At 64.7% G+C, this 23090-nt stretch carries 15 protein-coding genes; 5 read left to right on the forward strand and 10 right to left on the reverse strand.

Annotated features, from left to right (window positions below; all coding sequences use genetic code 11):
- Positions 1-60: 60 nt before the first annotated feature.
- Positions 61-5436 (forward strand): HAMP domain-containing protein, encoded by a 5376-nt coding sequence (locus G7078_RS03700; RefSeq protein WP_166093120.1) that lies wholly within the window; start codon positions 61-63, stop codon positions 5434-5436.
- Positions 5437-5438: 2 nt separating this feature from the next.
- Complete coding sequence (locus G7078_RS03705; protein WP_206367470.1) at positions 5439-7514, forward strand: response regulator; 2076 nt, start codon at positions 5439-5441, stop codon at positions 7512-7514.
- 6 nt (positions 7515-7520) lie between these two features.
- Here G7078_RS03705 and G7078_RS03710 read toward each other — a convergent pair whose 3' ends face one another.
- The 8 genes from G7078_RS03710 to G7078_RS03745 form a co-directional block, all read right to left on the reverse strand.
- A complete protein-coding gene (locus G7078_RS03710) occupies positions 7521-7886 on the reverse strand; it encodes a response regulator (protein WP_166093122.1) in 366 nt (121 codons plus the stop codon).
- A gap of 73 nt (positions 7887-7959) precedes the next feature.
- Positions 7960-8967, reverse strand: coding sequence for a non-hydrolyzing UDP-N-acetylglucosamine 2-epimerase (wecB, locus tag G7078_RS03715; protein ID WP_206367471.1), 1008 nt, complete (start codon positions 8965-8967; stop codon positions 7960-7962).
- A gap of 155 nt (positions 8968-9122) precedes the next feature.
- Positions 9123-9404, reverse strand: coding sequence for an ETC complex I subunit (locus tag G7078_RS03720; RefSeq protein WP_166093124.1), 282 nt, complete (start codon positions 9402-9404; stop codon positions 9123-9125).
- 45 nt (positions 9405-9449) lie between these two features.
- Positions 9450-10463, reverse strand: coding sequence for a polyprenyl synthetase family protein (locus tag G7078_RS03725; protein WP_166093126.1), 1014 nt, complete (start codon positions 10461-10463; stop codon positions 9450-9452).
- Positions 10464-10510: 47 nt separating this feature from the next.
- Positions 10511-12547, reverse strand: a complete 2037-nt coding sequence (locus tag G7078_RS03730; protein WP_166093128.1) for a M13 family metallopeptidase — start codon at positions 12545-12547, stop codon at positions 10511-10513.
- Positions 12548-12629: 82 nt separating this feature from the next.
- Complete coding sequence (locus G7078_RS03735) at positions 12630-13934, reverse strand: sensor histidine kinase (protein WP_166096101.1); 1305 nt, start codon at positions 13932-13934, stop codon at positions 12630-12632.
- Between the two features lie 95 nt (positions 13935-14029).
- On the reverse strand, positions 14030-14695 hold the full coding sequence (locus tag G7078_RS03740) for a response regulator transcription factor (protein WP_166093130.1): 666 nt from the start codon (positions 14693-14695) through the stop codon (positions 14030-14032).
- A gap of 119 nt (positions 14696-14814) precedes the next feature.
- Positions 14815-15117 (reverse strand): PepSY domain-containing protein, encoded by a 303-nt coding sequence (locus G7078_RS03745; protein ID WP_166093132.1) that lies wholly within the window; start codon positions 15115-15117, stop codon positions 14815-14817.
- 150 nt (positions 15118-15267) lie between these two features.
- On the opposite strand from G7078_RS03745, the gene G7078_RS03750 reads away from it, so the two are divergent.
- The 3 genes from G7078_RS03750 (at position 15268) to G7078_RS03760 (ending at position 19592) form a co-directional block, all read left to right on the forward strand.
- Entirely contained in the window at positions 15268-17058 is a 1791-nt protein-coding gene (locus tag G7078_RS03750) for an ABC-F family ATP-binding cassette domain-containing protein (protein WP_166093135.1), read from the forward strand.
- Positions 17059-17184: 126 nt separating this feature from the next.
- Complete coding sequence (locus G7078_RS03755) at positions 17185-19008, forward strand: cation:proton antiporter (protein ID WP_166093137.1); 1824 nt, start codon at positions 17185-17187, stop codon at positions 19006-19008.
- A gap of 5 nt (positions 19009-19013) precedes the next feature.
- Positions 19014-19592, forward strand: a complete 579-nt coding sequence (locus G7078_RS03760; protein WP_246166462.1) for an OmpA family protein — start codon at positions 19014-19016, stop codon at positions 19590-19592.
- On the opposite strand, the gene prsR is transcribed toward G7078_RS03760, so the two are convergent.
- On the reverse strand, positions 19567-20931 hold the full coding sequence (gene prsR / locus G7078_RS03765) for a PEP-CTERM-box response regulator transcription factor (protein ID WP_166093141.1): 1365 nt from the start codon (positions 20929-20931) through the stop codon (positions 19567-19569). The genes G7078_RS03760 and prsR overlap by 26 nt on opposite strands.
- Positions 20928-22985: an XrtA/PEP-CTERM system histidine kinase PrsK gene (gene prsK / locus G7078_RS03770; RefSeq protein ID WP_166093142.1), complete on the reverse strand. Its 2058-nt coding sequence runs from the start codon at positions 22983-22985 to the stop codon at positions 20928-20930. The genes prsR and prsK overlap by 4 nt, the downstream gene beginning before the upstream one ends.
- Between the last annotated feature and the right edge of the window lie 105 nt (positions 22986-23090).

Consider the following 23090-nt stretch of genomic DNA (forward strand, 5'->3'; position numbering starts at 1 on the left):
GCTTGCGGCCGGGGGGCTGCGTCAACCCGGGTGGGGGGAGCCTGACATACGGAGAGTTGAGTGAACGCCCAGAACCCTCGCGACTTCATCGATCGCCGCCAGCTGGTTTCGGCGCTTCGAGCGCTTCGACGCGGCGACTTTTCGGTTCGGCTGCCGGAGGACGCGGAAGGTGTCGATGGCGAGATCGCGAGCCTCTTCAACGAAGTCGTCACCATCAACGAGGATATGACGACCGAGTTCGAGCGGCTTTCCCAGGTCGTCGGCAAGGAAGGCAAGATCACCCAGCGCGGGCGCATCAAGAATGCGCGCGGCGGCTGGGAATCGGCGGTGCGCTCGGTCAACGAACTGATCGAGGACATGGTGCAGCCGACGGCCGAGGTCGCGCGCGTCATCGGCGCGGTCGCCAAGGGCGACCTGTCCCAATCAATGACCGTCGAAATCGACGGCCGCCCATTGCGCGGCGAGTTCCTGCGCATCGGTAAGGTCGTGAACACGATGGTGGAGCAGCTCGCCAGCTTCGCCTCCGAAGTAACGCGCGTGGCGCGCGAGGTCGGTACCGAAGGCAAGCTGGGGGGGCAGGCGCAGGTGCGCGGCGTCGCCGGCACCTGGAAGGATCTGACCGACAACGTCAACGCGATGGCGACCAACCTCACCTCGCAAGTCCGCAACATCGCCGACGTGACGACCGCGGTCGCCAGCGGCGATTTGTCCAAGAAGATCACCGTGGAGGTGAAAGGCGAAATCCTGGAGCTGAAGAACACCATCAACACCATGGTGGACCAGCTCAATTCGTTCGCGTCGGAAGTGACCCGCGTGGCCCGCGAAGTCGGCACCGAAGGCAAGCTTGGCGGGCAGGCGAAGGTGGAGGGCGTCGGCGGGACCTGGAAGGACCTCACCGACAACGTGAACCTCATGGCCGCGAACCTGACCGGCCAGGTGCGCAACATCGCCGAAGTGACCACCGCCGTGGCCTCGGGCGACCTGTCCAAGAAGATCACCGTCGACGTGAAGGGTGAAATCCTTGAGCTGAAGAACACCATCAACGTCATGGTCGACCAGCTCAACGGCTTCGCGTCCGAAGTGACCCGCGTGGCGAGGGAAGTCGGCACCGAGGGCAAGCTCGGCGGCCAGGCGCAGGTGCCAGGCGTCGCCGGCACCTGGGCCGATTTGACCGACAACGTGAACCTGATGGCGGACAATCTTACCGGCCAGGTCCGCAACATCGCCGAAGTGACGACCGCCGTGGCGTCAGGCGACTTGTCCAAGAAGATCACCGTCGACGTGAAGGGCGAAATCCTGGAGCTGAAGGACACCATCAATACGATGGTCGACCAGCTCAACGGCTTCGCTTCGGAAGTGACCCGCGTGGCGAGGGAAGTGGGTACCGAAGGCAAGCTCGGCGGGCAGGCGCAGGTGCCTGGCGTCGCCGGCACCTGGGCCGACTTGACCGACAATGTGAATCTCATGGCCGCGAACCTCACCGGCCAGGTCCGCAACATCGCCGACGTGACCACCGCGGTGGCGAAGGGCGATCTGTCGAAAAAGATCACCGTCGAGGTGAAGGGCGAAATCCTTGAGCTGAAGAACACGATCAACACCATGGTCGACCAGCTCAACGGCTTCGCTTCCGAAGTGACCCGCGTGGCCCGCGAAGTGGGTTCGGAAGGAAAGCTCGGCGGGCAGGCAAAGGTGGAAGGCGTCGCCGGCACCTGGGCGGACTTGACCGACTCGGTGAATTTGATGGCCGGTAATTTGACCGGTCAGGTTCGTAACATCGCCGAAGTGACGACCGCGGTGGCCCGCGGCGATTTGTCGAAGAAGATCACCGTCGACGTGAAGGGCGAAATCCTGGAGCTGAAGAACACCATCAACGTCATGGTGGATCAGCTGAACTCCTTCGCCTCGGAAGTGACCCGCGTGGCCCGCGAAGTGGGTACCGAAGGGCGTCTCGGCGGCCAGGCGAAGGTGGAAGGCGTCGCCGGCACGTGGGCGGACTTGACCGACAATGTGAACGCAATGGCCGCGAACCTTACCGGCCAGGTGCGTAACATCGCGGAAGTGACCACCGCGGTGGCGCTGGGCGACCTGTCCAAGAAGATCACCGTCGACGTGAAGGGCGAGATCCTGGAGCTGAAGAACACCATCAACACCATGGTGGACCAGCTCAACGGCTTCGCTTCGGAAGTGACCCGCGTGGCGCGCGAGGTCGGTACCGAAGGCAAGCTTGGCGGCCAGGCGCAGGTGCGCGGCGTTGCCGGCACCTGGAAGGATTTGACCGACAACGTGAACCTGATGGCGGAAAACCTCACCGGCCAGGTGCGTAACATTGCCGACGTCACGACCGCGGTTGCGAAGGGCGACCTTTCGAAAAAGATCACCGTCGAGGTGAAGGGCGAAATCCTTCAGCTGAAGGACACCATCAACACCATGGTGGATCAGCTCAACGCCTTCGCAAGCGAGGTGACTCGCGTCGCCCGCGAAGTGGGTACCGAGGGCAAGCTTGGCGGCCAGGCGAAGGTGCCGGGCGTCGGCGGGACGTGGAAAGACTTGACCGACAACGTCAACCTGATGGCGACCAACCTGACCAACCAGGTGCGCGGCATCGCCGAAGTCGTGACCGCCGTTGCGCAGGGCAATCTGAAGCGCAAGCTGACGCTCGACGCGAAGGGCGAAATCGCGGCGCTGGCCGAGACGATCAACTTCATGATCGAGACTCTGTCGACCTTCGGCGACCAGGTGACCAACATGGCCCGCGAGGTGGGTATCGAAGGGCGCCTTGGCGGCCAGGCCCGCGTGCCGGGCGCCGCCGGCCTGTGGCGCGATCTTACCGACAACGTGAACCAGCTCGCCGCCAACCTGACCAACCAGGTGCGCTCGATCGCCGACGTGGCGACCGCGGTCACCAAGGGCGACCTTACCCGGTCGATCGCGGTGGAAGCGTCGGGCGAAATGGCGGCGCTGAAAGACACGATCAACGAGATGATCCGCAACCTCAAGGATCAGACGTTGAAGAACGCGGAGCAGGACTGGCTCAAGACCAACCTCGCCCGGTTCAGCCGGATGCTTCAGGGCGAACGCGATCTCACCACCGTGTCCAACCTGATCATGTCCGAACTCGCGCCGCTGGTGAACGCGCAATATGGCGTGTTCTACGTCACCAAGCGCGAAGAAGAGGAAACCAAGCTTGAGCTGGTCGCCAGCTACGGCGCGGAGAACACTGACGAGCTGAAAAAGGAATTCAAGCTGCGCGAAGGCCTGGTCGGCCAGGCGGCGGCGGACAAGCGGCCGGTCCTGCTCAAGGACGTGCCGCCGGACTTCATCCGCATCGGGTCCGGGCTCGGCCACGCCAAGCCGGCCAACGTCAACATCCTGCCGGCCCTGTTCGAGGACGAAGTCAAGGCGGTGATCGAGCTCGCCTCGTTCAACGAGTTCAACGAAACCCACCAGAACTTCCTCGACCAGCTGGTGGAATCGATCGGCATCGTGCTCAACACCATCGCCGCGACCATGCGCACGGAGGGGCTGCTCAAACAGTCGCAGCTGCTGACGACTGAGCTGCAGGCGCGCCAGACCGAGCTGACCACGAAGCAGGAAGAACTGCACGCGACCAACGAGGAGCTGCAGGAGAAAGCGCAGCTGCTCGAGAATGAGAAGAAGCAGGTCGAAGCGAAGAATATCGAAATCGACATGGCCCGCCGCGCCATCGAGGAGAAAGCCGAACAGCTCGCCCTGACATCCAAGTATAAGTCCGAGTTCCTCGCGAACATGTCCCACGAGCTGCGGACACCGCTCAACTCGCTGCTGATCCTCTCGAAGCTGCTCAGCGAAAACCCGCAGGGCAATCTGAACGGGAAGCAGGTCGAATTCGCGCGGACGATTCACTCCGCCGGCGCCGACTTGCTCAGCCTCATCAACGACATCCTCGACCTGTCGAAGATCGAATCCGGCACGGTGACGATCGAGGTCGGCGAAATGCCAATGGTGACGCTGAAGCAGCACATGGAACGCACGTTCCGTCAGCTTGCGGCCGACAAGAGCCTCGATTTCAACGTCAACTTCGAAGCCGGTTTGCCTGCGGCGATCCGCACCGACGAAAAACGGCTTCAGCAGATCGTGCTCAACCTGCTGTCGAATGCGTTCAAGTTCACGGCCAAGGGTGGCGTCACGCTGGACGTACGCAGCGCGAACGAAGGCTGGAGCCGCAACCACCCGGTCCTGCGCACTGCGGATTCAGCGATCGCGATCTCAGTCACCGATACTGGGATCGGCATCCCCGAAGACAAGCAAAAGCTGATCTTCGAGGCGTTCCAGCAGGCCGACGGCACGACCAGCCGCAAATATGGCGGCACTGGCCTTGGCCTGTCGATCAGCCGCGAAATCGCTCGCTTGCTCGGCGGCGAGTTGCAGGTCCGCTCGAAGCCGGGCGAAGGCTCCACCTTCACGCTGTACGTGCCGTTGGAAGCTGTCGCCGATGCCGGCGTCACCGGCGGCAGTTCGGCACGCTACGACAACAGCGGTGCGATGGTGCCAACGGCCCTGCCGGCGCCGGAGGAAGTCAGCGACGACCGCGACAACCTTGGCAACGACCCGTTCGTGTTGATCGTCGAGGACGACGCGACGTTCGCTTCGATCCTGCTGGAACTGGCGCGCGAAGCCGGATGGAAAGGCGTCGTCGCGACGGCCGGCGGTGGAACGCTGGCAATGGCGCGCAAGATGCAGCCCCATGCGATCACGCTCGACCTTGGCCTCAGCGATATCGACGGGTTCGTCCTGCTCGACCTGCTCAAGCACGATCCGGATACGGCGCACATCCCGATCCACGTCATTTCGGGTGCCGACCGCCTTGAATCGGTCGTCAACATGGGCGCCTTTGGCGTGACCGAGAAACCGGCCGAGCAGGAAGAGCTGGCCAAGCTATTCACCGACCTGCTGGACGAAGCGAAGTCGAAGCCTGCACGCGGCAAGAAGAAGAAAAAGGTCAGCGCGTCGGCGGCAAGCCGCGAGATCGCCGAGCTGGCGGGGACCAAGGTGCTGATCGTCGACGATGACATTCGCAACATCTTCTCACTGACCAGCGTTCTTGAAAGCTACGACGTGGAGGTGCTTCACGCCGAACGCGGCAAGGACGGGATCAACATTTTGGAGAATACCCCGGGCATTGATGTCGGCCTGATCGACATCATGATGCCGGAAATGGACGGCTATGAGACGATGCAGCACATCCGGCGTAACCCTGCATTGGCGCATCTGCCGCTGATCGCGGTCACCGCCAAGGCGATGAAGGGCGACCGCCAGAAGTGCCTCGATGCCGGCGCTTCGGACTATATTGCCAAGCCGGTCGACATCGACCTGCTGCTAGCCCTGCTTCGGGTATGGGTGGCGCGGTCCCGCGACATGGCTCAAAGCGAGCAGCCGGTCGTTGAAGCCGCGGAGTGAAATTGGACGATAGCAGCCCGATCGATGTCGTAACCGACGCGCTAGGCGATGCGGCGCCCGTGACCGACCAGGAAACGGGCGAGCGTCCACGCGTGCTCGTCGTCGACGACGACCAGCGCAACCTGCTGGCGATCGAGACGGTGCTTGAGGATGTTGGCGAGGTCGTCACCGCCAGTTCCGGCGAGGAGGCGCTCCGGCAATTGCTGAGGGGCGAATTCGCGGTCATCCTGCTCGACGTCTTCATGCCTGGCCTGGACGGCTATGAAACTGCGCAAATAATCCGCAGCCGCGACCAGTCGAAGCGAATCCCGATCATTTTCCTCTCCGCGGTTAACAAGGAGAACGAACATCTGATCCGCGGCTATTCGATGGGCGCGGTCGATTATGTGTTCAAGCCGGTCGAGGCGGTGGTCCTGCGTTCCAAGGTCGCGGTGTTCGTCGACCTGTTCGCCAAGACCAAGGAAATTGAGCGCAAGGCGCGGCACGAGCAGGCGCTGCTCGACGCGACGCTGCGCGCCAATGCCGAGAAGCTGAAAGCGGAGCAAAATCTTCGCCAGGCCGAGCAACGGCAGGCGGCGATCATCCAGTCGCTTCCGATCGTGCTCTACCTCGAGCCGCTGGGCTGCGACCCGCGCTGCCCCAAGTTCGTCAGCGGCGACCTTCATGCCATGACCGGCTACAGTTTCGCCGAAGTCATCGAAAATCCGACCTTGTGGGGCGAACGCCTTCACCCGGACGATCGCCATCGCGTGCTCGACGCGCTGGCCGAGCGCGAACGCACCGGGCGCCTCTCCGTCGAGTACCGCTGGCGGTGCGCCGACGACAGCTACAAGCATTTTCACGACCAGGCGGTCCTGCTCAAGGACCCGGATGGCCGGCCGCACGAATTTGCCGGCACCCTGACCGACGTGACCGAGCGGCGGCTGCTTGAAAGCCAGCTCGTGCAGGCGCAGAAAATGGATGCGATCGGCAAGCTGACCGGCGGCATCGCGCACGATTTCAACAATTTGCTCGCGGCGGTCCTTGGCGGCCTTGGCCTGATCGAACGGCGCGCCGAACTTTCGGACGAGCACCGGCGGATCCTGACCATGACCCGTCGTGCGGCCGACCAAGGCTCAGAACTGGTCCGGCGGCTGCTCGCTTTCTCGCGCCAGCAACAGCTCGAGCCCGCGGCGATCGATATGCATTCGCTCCATGAGGGCGTCGATGAGCTTCTGACGCACACGCTCGGCGGCCTGGTTGAGCTCGACTGGCAGATCGCCAAGGATGCGTGGTGTGCGTTCGCCGACCGCTCGCAGCTAGAGCTGGCGCTGATGAACCTCGTCATCAACGCGCGCGATGCGATGCCGGACGGCGGCACGATCAGCGTGCTGGCCGAGAATCGCGAAGTGACGGAGGAAGACCCGCTGCCGCTCGCTGGCGGCAATTATGTCGTCGTTTCGGTCGTAGATGCCGGCTCGGGCATTGCCCCCGACCTGCTCGAAAAGGTGCTTGAACCGTTCTTCACCACCAAGGAGGTTGGCAAGGGCACCGGCCTTGGCCTCAGCATGGTTTACGGCTTCGCCAAGCAATCGGGCGGCACGCTGCGCCTGACCAGCGAGGTCGGGAAGGGCACGACCGCCGAACTGTGGCTTCCACGCGCCGCGGAGAATGAAGCTCCGGCGGCCAAGCGCTCCTCGGACATCGACGACCTGGAGCCGCAGGGCGCGTTCAAGGTGCTTCTGATCGACGACCATCCGGAAGTGCGCGGGACCACCGCGGCCATGCTTGCGGACCTTGGCCATCAGGCCGTCGAAGTGAGCAGCGGTTCTGAAGCGATCGCGCTCCTGGAGCGTGACGGGAGCGGCGTCGACCTGGTGATCACCGATTATGCAATGCCTCGGCAAAGCGGGACCGAGGTGGTTCGGGTCATTCGCGAACAGCATCCTGAGCTGCCGGCGATCATCGTCACCGGCTATGCCGACGAAAATGAGATCGGCGAGCGGCCAAGCGACGTCGACCTGCTGATGAAGCCGTTTTCGCTGTCGGATATTTCAGGCGCGATCCGTCGAGCGATGGCGCCCAAGGTGAGCGCCTAGGCTAGTCTAGGACTGCCGTCCCGATTGCCGCTGTCCCAGCGCAGTGCGCACCGCGGTCGCCAATTCCGCCTCGTCGACCGGCTTTTGAACCACGATTGCGTCGGGCACTCGGTCGATCAACTCGTCGGCATAGCCGGTGATGAAAACGACGGGCAGGTCGCGCTTCGCGCAGATCGCATTCACCGCGCTGACCCCGTCGCCGGGCAGGAGCCGCACGTCGGCGGTAATCAGGTCGATGTTCTGGGCATTGGCGCCCATCACCGCCGCATCTTCAGAGCGGGCAAAGCTGAAAGAGTTGAAGCCCAGCCGCTCAAGCATGTCCTGAAGCGACTGGCCGATCAGATATTGGTCTTCGATGATGAACGCGTGCATTGCTTTGTCTCTTCAGCCCCCCGTTATTAACATGGAGCAGTAACGCTCGCCGGCGAGGGGGTTTCCAAAAAGCTTAGCCCGTCCTCTGTAATATCGCACCGGACCGCGCCAGCGCATCGACGATCAAGGCGGCGATTCGCTCGCTCGCGCGACCGTCGCCATAGGGATTTACCCATTGCCGAGGCACCAATGCCCGCCCGCGCAGCGCGACCCCGACGTAGTGGAGAATTCGGTCCGGGTCGGTGCCGACCAACCGCATCGCGCCGCAAGCGATCGCCTCGGGGCGCTCCGTCCGTTCGCGCAGGACCAGCAACGGCACCCGAAGCGCCGCGCATTCTTCCTGCAATCCGCCGGAATCGCTGAGTACCAGGTCCGCCCGCGCCAGCCGATCGATCGTGCCGACATGCGGGAGCGGTGGCGAAAGGCGGATCGAGGCTACGTCGCGGAGCGCATCGGCCACGAATCGCGCGGTCGTCGGGTTGGGGTGCAATACCACATCGATGCTTGCCGCGCCTGAATCGGCGAGCGACCGTAGCGCCGAAGCGATTCCAGCCAGCCCCGCGCCCCAGCTTTCGCGCCGGTGGCAGGTCACGAGGATTCTTGGCAGGCCTGGGGAGGCGACCGCGTGCGGCTCGCGCTCCTGACGAAGGCGAAGCACTGCGTCGATGCCCGTGTTGCCGGTGATGTGGATCGCGCCCGCGATGCGTTCGCGGCGCAGGTTGGCGGCGCTCAACGCCGTGGGTGCGAACAGCAGGGCCGCAAGCGAGTCGATCCGGCGACGGAAATCTTCTTCGGGCCAGGGCTGCCGCCGGTCGTGGCTGCGCAGTCCGGCTTCGACATGAGCGACGGCAAGGAACCGGTCGGCCGCGGCCAGCGCCCCGCCGAGCGCCGAGGAGGTGTCCCCTTGCACGATGACGAGCGAGCAACCGGCAAGCGCGCTTCCGGCGACCGTGCGAACGCGCTCGACATGAAACAGCGGATCGGCGCCTCCCGCGCAATCCAGCACGATGGCCGGGTAGCCGCACAGGCCGTAGTCCGCCGGGGACAGCGGGTGCTGGCCGGTAAAGATGAGCCTCGGCACGATACCGCGCTTCGACAGCGCTTCGGCGACTGGGGCGAGCTTGATCGCCTCGGGGCGGGTCCCGATGACGATTGCAATTGGAGCGTGCAGCCTTCCCCCTAGCTCGGCGGAGCTAGTCTGCCCTTACGGCCGGAATGGCGCAAGTCTGTCTCGGATCAACGGAAATTGTCGGCGTAGGCCTGCAATTTCAGGCTGACCGGCGTTGCCGGGACCAGGTGATAATCGATGCCGTGTCGATCGGCGTAGGCCACCGCTTCATCCCGGGTGGCGAAGGTCAGGCGCACCTGCGTGGCGGTATCGCCCGAGCCGTTCCAGCCGGTGAGCGGGTCGGGACGCTGCGGCTCCGTCCGTTCGAACTCGAGCAGCCACAGGCCGGCGTTGGCGCGGCCCGACTGGGTGGCCTTGCGATCGAGTTCGGAGATGCGGGCAACGGTCATGTGCGCGGAGTGGCAAAGCCTAGGCGTCGAATCAAGCCGGCTTGCCTAATAGGCCCGGGCGACCGCGAACTCGACCGCCTCGACCAGCGCCGCTTTCGCCTTGCCCGCCGGGAACGATGCGAGGGCGTCAATCGCGCGGCGGCCGTAGTGGCGGGCGCGCTCGATCGTGTCGGCAATCGCCCCGCTCGACCGGACCAGGTCGATGGCACGGACAAGGTCTTCGTCGCTGCAGCGCTCGCCGCCGATGGCAGCGCGCCAGAAAGCCCGATCCTCGCCGCCGGCGCGCGCGTAAGCCAAGATTACCGGCAACGTCATCTTGCCGTCGCGGAAGTCGTCGCCGACGCCCTTGCCCATGACTTCGCTGTTCGATGCATAGTCGATGACGTCGTCCGTCAGCTGGAAGGCGATGCCAAGGTTGCGGCCGTAGACGTCGAGCGCGAGTTCCGCGTCCTCCCCAGCTTCGGCAATGACCGGCGAGATTCGGCAGGCGGCCGCGAACAGAGCGGCGGTCTTGGCGCTGATGATCGCCAGATAATCGTCTTCGTCGGTTTCGATCCGCCGCTGCGCGGTCAGCTGGTCGACCTCGCCCTCGGCGATGACGGCCGACGCGCGGCTGAGGATCTTGAGCACCTTCAGGCTGCCGTCCTCGACCATCAATTCGAAGGCGCGGCTGAACAGGAAATCGCCGACCAGGACGCTTGCCGGGTTGCCCCAGATGAGGTTCGCGGTGCGCTTGCCGCGGCGCATGCCCGACCCGTCGACGACATCGTCGTGGAGCAGGGTGGCCGTGTGGATGAATTCCACCGCGGCAGCCAGCTTGTGATGCCGAGTCCCGGGATAATCGAGCAGTTCGGAGCAAGCGAGGGTCAGCATCGGTCGCATCCGCTTGCCGCCGCCGGCGATCAGGTGGCCGGCAAGCTCCGGGATCAGCGCGACCTTGCTTTGCATGCGCTCGAGGATGACGGCGTTGACGCCGTGCATGTCGTCGGCGACGAGTGCGATCATCGGCTCGAGCGAGGCTTCGCGCGAGGTTCGGAGCGGGTGAACGGTGGCGGTCACGGCGCCCCCCTAGCCCGGGAGGCGCCGGTTTCCTAGCCGAACGAGCGTCAGGCGCCCCAGATATGGACCCGCTGATCCGGCGGCAGGTAGAGCCTGTCGCCCGGCTTGACGTTGAACGCCTTGTACCAGGCATCCATGTTCCGGACCGCGCCATTGACCCGGTATTTCGCCGGTGAATGGGGGTCGGACAGAAGCTGCGCTCGCAATGCGCCTTCGCGCGCCTTGCTCTGCCAGCTGTAGCCGTAAGCGATGAAGAAGCGCTGGTCGCCGGTGAGGCCGTCGATCAGCGGCGGCTCACCGGTCTTTTCGACATGCTTGCGATAGGCGGCGTAAGCCACTTCCAGGCCGCCGAGGTCGCCAAGGTTCTCGCCCAGCGTCAGCTGGCCCTTGATGTGGACGCCGGGGATCGGCTCGTACGCGTCATATTGCTTCACCAGCGCGTTCGCCTGCTTCATGTAGGCTGCGGAACTCGCCGGGGTCCACCAGTCGCGAAGTCGCCCTTCAGCATCGTAAAGCCGGCCCTGGTCGTCGAAACCGTGTCCGATTTCGTGCCCGATGGTCGCGCCGATGCTGCCGTAGTTCGAAGCCGCGTCGGCGTTCGGATCGAAGTAAGGCGGCTGCAAGATCGCGGCCGGGAAGGTGATCTGGTTGTTTGACGGGTCGTAATAGGCGTTGTTCGTCTGCGGCAGCATGCCCCACAGCGAGCGATCGACGGGCTTCTTCATCCGTTCGACCAGCAGTCCCCATTCGAACTCCCCAGCGCGAAGCGCATTGCCAAGCAGGTCGCCGCGGCGGACCTCAAGCGAGGAATAATCGATATATTTGGCGGGGTGGCCGGTGCGCGGATCGAAGCTTGCAAGCTTCTTGAGCGCCTCCTTGCGGGTCGGCTCGTCCATCCACGTGTTGGTGCGGATCTTCTCTTCCAGCGCGGCGCGGAAGTTGCGGATGAGTTCGCCCATCTGCCGGTCGCTTTCGGGCGGATAATGCTCCGCGACGTAAATCTGGCCGACGCCTTCGCCAAGCGCGCCGTTGACCATTTCGACGCCGCGCTTCCAGCGATCCCGCTGGGTCGGAACGTCGCGCAGAGTCTTCGAGAAGAAATTGAAGCGCGCCTCGTCGAACGCCGCCGGGAGGTAAGTTGCGTTGTCGCTGATGAAACGGAAGGCCAGCCACTCCTTCCAGGTGGACAGCGGCACCGACTGAACCAGCTTGGCTTCGTCGCGGATGGCCGTCTTCTGGTTGAGGACGACCCGCTTTTGATCAGCGAGCTTGAGCGGCTTGAAGAACGAGGCCCAGGCAAGACCCGGCGCGTAGCTTTTCAGCTGCGCGACCGTCATCGGATTGTCGGTGGCCTTGGCATCGCGGCTCTGTTCCGGAGTCCACATCCTTTTCGCAAAGGCCGTTTCAAGCGCGACGATCCGGTCGGCCTTTGCCGCCGCATCGGGAATTCCGGCCAATTCCTGCATCCGGATCACATAATCGCGATAGGCCGCGCGGAAGGCGTCGTATTTGGCGCCCGGGAGCAGGTAGTAGTCCCGCCCGGGCATGCTCAGCCCGCCCTGGTACAGGTTGACGACGTAATGCGTCGGGTCATCGTTGCCCGGCTGGATGTAGGGATTGATCGGCGACGCGAAGCCGTTGCTGCCGAAAAGTTCGGCAAGCTGGGTCCGGTTCTTCACTGCCGCAATGCGTTGAAGGTAGGGCTTGAGCGGCGCCGTGCCGAGCGACTCAATCGCGGCCGTGTCCATCCAGGTCGCGTAATAATCGCCGATCTGCTGACCGAGCTTGCCCGATGCCGCGGGATTTTGAGCCTTGGCCTCAATGATCGACCGCACATCCTTGTCGATCTGGTCGTTGAGGACGGAATCGATGCCGACGAACGTGCGATCCGCGGCGATTTGCGTCCGCTTGGCCCAGGCGCCGTTGACGTAGTCCCAGAAGTCGTCGCCCGGCTTGACCGATCCGTCGATGGCGCTGCTGTCGATGCCCCAATTGCCGTAAGCGGGCTTTCCGGTTTGCGCGGCCGCCGGCGCGGCAATGGCGATGAGGCTGGCGGTCAAAAGCGCGAGACGCGTGGCTTTCATTTGGCACTCCGTTGCGATTGGGGCGGAGAGACCACAACCGGCCCGTCCACGCCAGTCGGATTTCGACGAAAGTGCGGGGACGTTAGCCGGCCGGGAGGGTGAGGCGGGCCAGTAACCCGCCAAGATCCTCGCTCTCTTCAAGGTGCACGGAGCCGCCGTAAATCTCGGCAACGTCGCGGACGATGGCGAGGCCAAGGCCGGTGCCGGGCTTGCCGGTGTCCAGCCTCGCCCCGCGGGCGAAAATCGCCTCGCGCTGTTCGGCGGGGATGCCGGTCCCGTCGTCCTCGACCACGATATCGACGCTATCGCCGTGGGATTCGACGGTCACGAACACGCGCCCGCCGCCATATTTCGCGGCATTTTCGACCAAATTGCCGATCATCTCGTCGAGATCCTGGCGTTCGACCCTGGCCTCAACCGCCTTGTCGCCGGCGATATCGACGGTGGCGTCCTCGTACAGGCGATCGACGGCGCGCTCGACCGCTTGCACGCTGTCCCAAACGCAGGCGCGGGCCTGGGCCGACGCACGGCGACCGATGGCGCGCGCCCGGGCAAGATGGTGATCGACTTGCCGGCGCATCTGCGACGCTTCTCGGCAGACCGTGTCGGCGAGCTCCGGCGCATTGGCGGTGGCGGCGTTGGTGATGACGGTCAGTGGGGTTTTCAGCGCGTGGGCCAGGTTGCCGGCATGGCGGCGGGCTTCCTCGGCCTGTTCCTCGCTATGCGCGAACAGCTGGTTGATTTCCTCGGTCAGGGGCCGGATCTCCGTTGGGAAATCGTCCGAAATTCGCGACTTCTTGCCTGATCGGATCGCCGCGACCTCGCGCTGGACCCGCCGCAGCGGCCAAAGCCCGTAGACCGTCTGTAGCGCGGCAAGGATCAGCAGCCCGGCGCCGAGCGCCGCGAAGCTCCAGATGAGCGTCCGGCGAAGCCCATCGATTTGATCGTCGATGCGCTCGCGCGATTCCGCCACCTGGAATCGCCAGCGCGTGTCCGACCCCGGCAGGATGATGTCGCGCTCGGCAATCCGCAGCGGTTCGGTGGCGAACTCGCTCGAATCGAAGAAATGCGGGGTCGCGTCGAAGTGAGTCGGGCGCACCTGGAGCCGCCGATCCCACAGTGACCGCGAGGGGAAGGTGTCGGCGCCGGGCCCGGAAATCTGGAAGTAGGCGCCGGAATAAGGCTCGATGAAGCGCTGGTCGGCGGGCGGCCGGCTGAAGCGCACTTCCCCGTCCGGGCCGATCTCCGAGGCCGCGACCATCGAGTTGAGGACGTAGGCGAGCTGCTTGTCGAAGTTGTCGAGGATCGATCGGCTGAGCACCCGGTCCAGCGCGAACCCACCGCTGAGCAGCAAAATTCCGATCCACAGCGCCGCGACGACGATCATGCGCCGGGTCAGCGAGCCGGTCCGGCTCCGTCGCCGGAGCGGTCCGGCGGCCGCGATGTCGTCGGCCGCCGCCGTCACCGGGGCGGCGTTGGCATTCACGCGCCCGGATCCTCCAGGCTGTAGCCGAGGCCGCGGATGGTCGTGATCACGTCCGCGCCAAGCTTCTTGCGGATGCGCGTCACGAACACCTCAATGGTGTTGGAATCACGATCGAAATCCTGGTCGTAGATATGTTCGATCAGCTCGGTCCGGCTCACCACCTTGCCCTTGTGATGCATCAGGTAGCTGAGCAGCTTATATTCCTGCGCGGTGAGCTTCACCGGCTCGCCCGCCTTGGTGACCTTGCCCGAACGGGTGTCGAGGCGAATGTCGCCGGCGATCAATTCTGAGGACGCATTACCGGAGGCGCGCCGGATCAGGGCGCGGAGGCGCGCAATCAGTTCTTCGGTCTGGAATGGCTTGGCGAGATAGTCGTCGGCGCCCGCGTCGAGGCCAGCGACCTTGTCGGACCAGCTGTCCCGGGCCGTCAGCACCAGCACCGGCATCTTGCGCCCTTCGCGCCGCCAGCGGTCGAGCACGGTCAGGCCGTCCACTTCCGGCAGGCCCAGATCGAGGACGACGGCATCATAGGCTTCGGTGGAGCCAAGATAATGGCCGTCTTCGCCATCGGTGGCGAGGTCGACGGCATAGCCGGCGCCTTCGAGCGTCGAACGCAACTGGCGTCCGAGATTGGGTTCGTCTTCGACGATAAGTACGCGCATTTCAGTCCCCTGAGACGGTTCGGCTAGATGAACACGCGCAAAGCTGAACGGTTGCTTGGGCGAAACAAGTCAGTGGAACTGTGCGGCGGAATGTCAATCCGCAAGCAAGGCGCTGGCGCCTAGTGAGAGCGCCGAAGGATTCGCCCGGTCGCGGCATCGACATCGACCCACACGACCCGTCCGTCCTTGAGGATGAACTTGAGCCGATAGCTGTCGCCGCGAAGCTCTGGACCGAGATCGACGGCGACATCGTCGCCCATGATCGGCATGACCCGGCGCTTGATCTGGGGAAGCGGCATCGAGCGACCTTCCTTGGTCGCACGGAATGCGCGATCGGCGTCGCGCGGCGGGTCGGCCAGCGCGGGCGATGCGGTGAGCCCAACCGCGAAAGCGGCGGCAATGAAGGTACGCAACAGGTTCATGACTATCTCTGAGATGCCCAATAGCACAAACCATTGAATGGCCTATGAATGCTGCGGTCGCGGCGCATTCAGGCAGACGGCTGAAGCATATTTGCAACAAGCAGCGCGTGCGGGTTCCCTTGAACGGGCGTTCAGCCTTAGGAGCGCCCAATGGCCGCGCCGATCCTCGCTTATGAAAAACTTGGGCTGATCCAGGGGGAAGGCTGGCTGTTTCGCGGCCTCGACCTCTACATCGGGGAGCGCGACCGGCTGGCGCTGATCGGTCGCAACGGTGCGGGCAAGACGACGCTGCTCAAATGCCTCGCGGGATTGATCGACCCGGACGAGGGCAAGCGAACGATCGTCCCGGGCACCACGGTCGTCCTGCTGGAGCAGGACCCGGCGATGCCGGCGGATGGAAGCCTGCTCGACTGGGTGCTGACCGGCAATGACGCGCCCGCCGAGCATGAGGCGGAAGCAATTGCCCACCAGATTGGGATCGACCTCGCCCGGCCCGCGGCGACGGCGAGCGGCGGCGAGCGCCGCCGCGCGGCAATCGTCCGGGCGCTGGCGCAGGCGCCTGACGTCCTCTTGCTCGACGAGCCGACCAACCACCTGGACCTTGGCGCCATTGAATGGCTGGAAGACTGGCTCAAGCGGTTCACCGGCGCTGTGGTCGTCATCAGCCATGACCGAACCTTCCTCACGCGGCTGACCAGCAGCTGCATCTGGCTCGACCGCGGCAATCTGCGGCGGGCACAGATCGGCTTCGGCGGCTTCGAAGCCTGGACTGAGCGGGTTTTCGAAGAGGAGGCGCGCGCCGCGGAGAAGCTCGATTCCAAGCTCGCGCTCGAACTTCGCTGGCTTGAACGGGGAGTCACCGCGCGGCGGCGGCGCAACCAGGGGCGATTGACCAAGCTCCATGAAATGCGAGCGCAGCGCGAAGCGATGATCGGCGGCCCCGGGGCGGCCAAGCTAGCGTTGGCCAAGGACGACGCGCGCTCGAAGACGGTGATCGACGCCGAAAATGTCAGCAAGGCCTTCCACGCACGCCCGATCATCCGGGACTTCACCTTGCGGATCCAGCGCGGCGACCGAATCGGCCTGGTCGGGCCCAACGGAGCCGGCAAATCGACGCTGCTCAAGCTGCTGACCGGCGAATTGGAGCCTGACAGCGGCAAGGTCACGCGGGCCAAGACTCTGTCCGGCATCGTCATCGACCAGCAGCGCAAGCTGATGGACCCGGCCAAGCGCGTCCGCGACGTGCTCGCCAACGGCGGGGAGTGGGTCGACGTGCGCGGCCACCGCACCCACGTGAAGGGCTATCTAAAGCAATTCCTGTTCGACCCGGCGATCGCCGATGCGCCGATCGCGTCGCTATCGGGCGGAGAACGGTCGCGGCTGCTGCTCGCGCGCGAATTTGCGCGAGAGGCCAACTTGCTCGTGCTGGACGAACCGACCAACGACCTCGACCTTGAAACGCTGGACCTGCTGCAGGAAGTGATCGCCGACTATGACGGCACCGTGCTCCTGGTCAGCCACGACCGCGACTTTCTCGACCGGACGGTGACGGTCACGCTCGGGCTCGACGGGTCGGGTAAGGTCGATATCGTTGCCGGCGGCTATGAAGACTGGGCCAAGCGGCGGCGGACGGATCGTCCAGCGACGCGGAGTCAAAGCGCGCCCAAAGGCACGCCGAAAGCCGTGCCCGCGCAAGCCGCCAGAAAGCTATCGTACAAGGATCAGCGCGACCTTGATCGGCTGCCGGGCGAGATCGAGCGCTTCGAAGCGGAAATCCGCGCCGACGAGGCCACGCTCGCCGATCCCGACCTTTACGTCCGCGACCCGCAGCGCTTCCAGGCACTGATGGACGCCATCGCCGCGAAGCGCGCGGCGAAGGAGGCCGCCGAGCACCGCTGGCTCGAGGTCGCGGAGATGGCCGATCAACTAGGCTCACCTTAGGGGCGCCGCTTTGATGACCTGGCCGTCGGTCCATCGCTGGAGATCTTAAGGTCGCCTTCGCGCGACGGTCGAATGCTTGCCTGCTTCCGCTTTTAGAGAGGCGGCGGGTTCTCTATCACGGCCAGAATGCACGAAACGGCATTCATGATGGCGCTGGTGGGCGTACTCGGAATCGGCGCTCAGTGGTTGGCTTGGCGCACGCAGTTGCCGGCAATCGCGCTTATGCTGGCCGCAGGATTTCTCGTCGGTCCGGTGTTTGGCCTGATCGACCCTCATCGCGATCTCGGCACGCTGCTTGAGCCGCTCATCGGAATTGCGGTGGCGGTGATCTTGTTCGAAGGCGGCCTCAACCTCAAACTTGAGGAACTGCACCGCTCCGATGGGGCAGTACAGCGGCTAGTCGTTCTCGGTGTCCCGATCGGCTGGGTTTTTGGCAGCATCGCTTGTTACTACATCGCCGGTTTGGTGCTCCCCGTCGCCATCCTGTTCGCCGGGATCCTCGTGGTCACTGGCCCGACCGTCGTATTGCCGCTGCTTCGCCAGACACAGGTCAGCCCAAGGCCGCGCGCGATCCTGAAGTGGGAGGCCATCGTCAACGATCCGATTGGAGCGTTATGCGCCGTCGTCGCTTACGAGTGGCTTCGGCAGTCGCAGACTGGCGGTACCTACTTCAATAACCTGCTCGTGCTCATCACGGCCTCGGCGTTCGCGTGCGTCCTGGGATACGCTGCTGCTCGCGCGATCGCATTCGCTTTCCCGAGAGGCTGGATCCCGGAATTCCTCAAGTCGCCGGTATTACTCGTCGCCGTCATCGCTACGTTCGTGGGCGCCGAATTTGTCTACCAGGAAACCGGGCTTCTGACGGTCACCGTCATGGGCATGTCGCTGGCGAACATGCGTTTATCCAGCGCCCGCGACTTCATGCGGTTCAAGGAAAACGTCACAGTCCTGCTGGTCTCCGGGCTGTTCATCATCCTTTCCGCCTCCCTCGACCTCGAAACGCTTGCCCGGTTCGAATGGCGTTTCGTCGGGTTCGTCCTCGCGCTTGTCCTGATCGTTCGGCCGGCGACGGTTCTGATCTCGTTGATCGGCACCAAAATGCCATGGCGGGAGCGACTGTTCGTCGGCCTGGTGGCCCCACGCGGCATCGTGGCAGTGGCCATTTCCGGCCTGTTCGCGCTGCGGCTAGACGACATCGGCTACAGCGATGGCGGGACGCTTGTCGCGCTATCGTTCGCGGTGGTGGCCGGCACGATCCTCGTTTACGGCTTCGGTGCACGGCCGGCGGCGCGTTTGCTGGGCGTCGCCCAAGGGCAACGCCAGGGTTTGCTGGTGGTCGGCAGCCCTCCCTGGATGCTAACGCTCGCCTCCGCGCTCAAGCAGTACGACGTTCCGGTCCTCGTCGCGGACAGCAGCTGGCAGCGCCTTTCAGCCGCGCGCGCCATCGGGGTTGAGACCTACCACGGCGAAATCCTTGCGGAAGCGACTGAAGACTACCTCGACATCGCGCAGTTCCAGGCGCTGATTTCGGCTACCGACAATGAAGCTTATAACGCGCTTGTTTGCTCCGAATTCGCGCCTGAGATTGGGCGGGATTCGGTCTACCAGATTGGCGACAGCGAGGACGGCGACCCACGCCGCCTGCCGCCTGACCTGCGCGGCCGGGCGCTGTTTTCGTCGGGGGTGGGTGTCGAAGAACTCAACCGCCGCTATGCCCAAGGCTGGCGCTTGCGCGTCGTAGAGCCCGATGAGCCGGGCGGCACCGTCGATCTCGAACATGCGGCCGCAGCCGGTGATCCGCTGTTGATCATGGGCAAGGGCGGGCGATTGCGCTTCTTTACCCATGCCAGTCGTCCGAAGCCCGCTGCGGACGAAGCGGTCGTCATTCATGCGCCCCCGCAAGCGGGGGTCGGAGTTGCGGAAGAGCCAACGACGGGAGCAGTGCCATGATAAGAATGCGTGCAATTCTCCTGGCCGGCGCAGTCCTCCTTTCGGCTTGCGGGCGCCAGGGAGGGCCCGGTTCGGACACTGATGCCAATCGTGTGCCGGAAAATTCGACCGTTGGTTCGGTTGCTGCCGGCCAGTCCCAGTCGATTATCCGCAACGAAGTGCTGGAGGAGACCGAAACGCCTGAGCCCGCACCTGAACCGCGACCCGAAGCGACAATCAGCTTCGAAGTCGCAGGTAAGTTGCCGGACACGGCGGCCGCCAAGCTCGATGAGGTGATTGCCTGGCCGCAGTTGGCGCGGGGTTCCTGCCTCGTCGTGAGCGGGCATACGGATTCCCGCGGATCGGACGAGCAAAACTTGCGGGCCTCGACGCGCCGCGCCGAACTCGTTCGCGACTACCTCGTGGACAAGGGCATCGCGCCGGACCGCATCGCCGTTGTTGCCGTTGGGGAACGCCGCCCGGTTGCTCCAAACGCCAATGAAGACGGCAGCGACAACCCGGCCGGGCGCGCTCGTAACCGTCGCGTTGAGGTCCGGGCGCGCGATTGCCCGGCCGCGGCTAACTCGCGATCTGATACTGCTTAAGTAGGTCGTAGAGCGTCGGTCGGCTGATGCCGAGCAGCTTCGCGGCGCCGGAAATGTTGTTATCCGTTCGGCTGAGCGCCTGGTGGATGGCGCGCCGGTCCGCGCTTTCACGGGCGCTGCGCAAATTGATGATGGCGTCGCCGGCGCCCTGGTCGCCCGCCAAGTCGAGGTCGGAAGCACAGATCAACTTGCCGTCGGCCATGATGACGGCCCGCTTGATGCGGTTTTCGAGCTCGCGGACGTTGCCCGGCCAGCTGTGGCCGTCGATCGCGGCAACCGCATCGGGCGCAAGGCCGTGCACCGTCGGGTTCATCTCTTTGGCGAAGCGATTGACGAAGTGCCGGGCCAGCAGCACGGCGTCGCCGACCCGCTCGCTTAGCGGCGGGATCTTGATCACGATTTCCGCCAGCCGGTAATACAAGTCCTCGCGGAAACGGCCGTCGGCGATCATCGCTTCCAGGTCCTGGTGCGTCGCGCAGACGATGCGCGTGTCGACGGCAATCTGCTGCCGCCCGCCGATGCGTTCGATGACTCGTTCCTGCAGGAAGCGCAGCAGCTTGACCTGTAGCGGCAGAGGGATGTCGCCGACCTCGTCGAGGAACAGGGTGCCGCCCTGCGCCAGTTCGATCTTCCCGACGTTGGTCTTTACCGCCCCGGTGAAGGCGCCGCGTTCATAGCCGAACAGCTCCGCTTCCAGGAGGTTTTCGGGAATTGCGGCGCAATTGATGGCGACGAATTCCCCGGCCGAGCGGCCGCTATGCTCGTGGACCGCGCGGGCAAGCAGCTCCTTGCCGGTGCCGCTGGCGCCCAGCAGCATGACCGACGCATTGGTCGACGCCACCCGCTCGATGCTGCGCGCGACCTTCGACATTTCCGGCGAAGCGCTGATCATCGACCCGAGCACCGTGTCGCCAATCGCGGCTTCGAGCCGGCGGTTCTCCGCCTCAAGCTGGTGCAGCCGCAAGGCGCGGGCGACGATCAGGCCAAGCTCGTCGATGTCGATCGGCTTGCGGTAGAAATCATATGCGCCAAGCGCGATTGCCCGAAGCGCGCTTTCATGCTCGCCGTGGCCGGAAGCGACGACCACCTTGCAGTCGGGCTTGAGCGCGAGGATTTCGGTCAGGATAGCGAAGCCTTCGGTTGTCCCGTCAGGGTCGGGCGGAAGCCCGAGGTCGAGCGTAACGACGCAAGGCTCGTGCAGCCGCAGCGCTTCGATCGCCGAGGCGCGGTCGCCCGCAGCAACGACCTCATAGTCCTCATAGGCCCACTTCAGCTGGCGCTGCAGGCCCTCGTCATCCTCGACGATCAGCAGCTTGGGCTTGGCAATTGCTTCGCTCATGCGGTTTTCCGTTCATCAAGCTCGGTCGGTTGCGCGGCCGGGAGGCGGATGGTGAAGACGGTGCCGTTGCCGGGCGCGCTCTCGACCCCGATCCGCCCGCCCATCGCAGTAATCAGCGACCGCGCTTCGAAAGCGCCGATTCCGAAGCCATTGGGCTTGCTCGACACGAACGGCTGGAACAGCGCGTTGCGGACGAAATCGGGGTCCATCCCTACGCCCTTGTCGGTGATCGTGATCGCGACCTCCGCGGAGTCGTGGTCGATGCGCACGGTGACCGGCTGGTCCGCCGGGCTGGCGTCGACGGCGTTTTGCAGGAGGTGACATAGCGCCTGCTCGAGGGCCGGGGCGTCTGCATGAACCCAGGCGGATGCGTCGCCCAGCAGCAGCAGCTGGTGACGACCGCGCCTCGCGGCGATGGCGGCCGAGACGATGGGGCGAAGCGCCTGCGGTTCGGCGCGATAGGTTCGTCCGACCGCCTGCGGCGAAAGCCGCGCCAGCAATTCCTTCATCTTGCCGATCGAGCTGTTGAGGGTCGCGATCATGTCGCTTCGGAATTCGGCATTTTCCGCGTGGCGTTCCGCGTTGCGGGTGAGCAGCGACAACTGGCTGACCAGGTTCTTGATGTCGTGCAGGATGAAGGCGAAGCGGCGGTTGAACTCCTCGAACCGCTGCGCATCCGACAGCGCACGCTGGGTTTGCGCTTCCGCCAGCGAACTGGCGGCCTGATGCCCGGCCGTCCGCAGTAAGTCGAAGTCCTCCCAGTCGAGCGGACGCCGGTATTCCGGCGCGGCGAGGAGCAGGAAGCCGGTCATTCGGTCGTTATGGATCAGCGGAACTCCGACCCAGCTTTCGGGCGTGTCGAGGATCCACTGCGGCAACGGAATCGCGCGGTCCTGCGCGTGAGCCCAGCCGTGGCGAACGGCATCGACTTCAACGATTCGCCCGTTCGCCCCGGCGACGGCCCAGAATGCCCGACCGTCTTCGCCGCGCTCGGCACGCGGCGAACTGCCGGGCCAGCCGTGGCTTGCCGAAAGGATCAGAGCGCCGCCCGCATCGCATTCGAGAAGCAGGCCACCCGGGGCTTCGAGAATGTCGGCGAAGGCTTTGACGACCCGTTCGCCGAGCGGCCGATCGGCGCTGCCATTGCGGCCCAGGGTGGCGGTGAACCGAAGCCATTCGCTGCGATAATCGTAGCGATGCTCGAACAAGTGCTTGGCCATCTTGACCTTCGCCCACGCGCGGGCGCGGGCGCTCGGGACCAGCACCATGCCGGCGACGGTGAGGCCGGCGAGGACAGCGATGGCAAGCGTGCGCGGCCAGTCGAGGCTGCTGCCGCGAAGCGCGGTGGCGATGATCGCCATCAGCGCGAAATAAGCACAGATCGCAAGCAAGGAGAGCGACTGGAATGTGGCCGCCCGGGACAGGCGCACCCGCCAGCCCTGCTCGTGCCGGGCGCTAAGCGCGAAGAAGCCGCCGGTCAGTGCAATCGCTGCGCCGCGCCATTCAAACAGCGATCCGGCGCGAGCCGGGTCGAGGTAAGCGACGGTGTACAGGTTGAGATCGTAGGTCCAGCCGATCGTCAGGGCCAGCATCGCATGGCGAATGCTCAACCGGCTTCCTGGCGACGCCTGCCCGTACAGGTTGTGGACAAGGACGAGCGCGCCGGCAGCGGCCGTGATCCGGAGCAGCCGCCCGGTATCCTGGCTGGCTGCCCCCGCCTCCGACAGGGTCAGCGCATCGACGACGAGCTGAAGGCCGAGGACGGCCGAAACCGCGCCGTAAACCAGGCGGACGCCCTTCTGCTGGGCTTCCTGTCCGTTGGGGTCCGCCATGCTGTGTAGCAGGCCGATCCAGACGAGGTTGCGTGCCGTTTCCGCGAACTGCACCACCGCGCTGCCGGGCATGACCACGGCGAGCCAGCTCCAGCAGGCAGTGACCGCGAAGCCTGCGAGGAGCATCCAATGACCGGGCTGGCGAGCCCCTGAAAACAGTCGCCATGCCAACAGCACGGCGAACGCTGCGGCGGCCAACGCATTGGTCCACTGGCCGATCATCCGCGCTTCGCTTTCGTCAAATCTACCGACATCGCGTGGGTGTCGCTAAACTTTACAAATATTCTCTGAATGGCCGGGTCTTGCGGAGGCAATGCAAGTGGCGGA

This window comes from Sphingomonas sinipercae (assembly GCF_011302055.1).
Taxonomy (GTDB): domain Bacteria; phylum Pseudomonadota; class Alphaproteobacteria; order Sphingomonadales; family Sphingomonadaceae; genus Sphingomicrobium; species Sphingomicrobium sinipercae.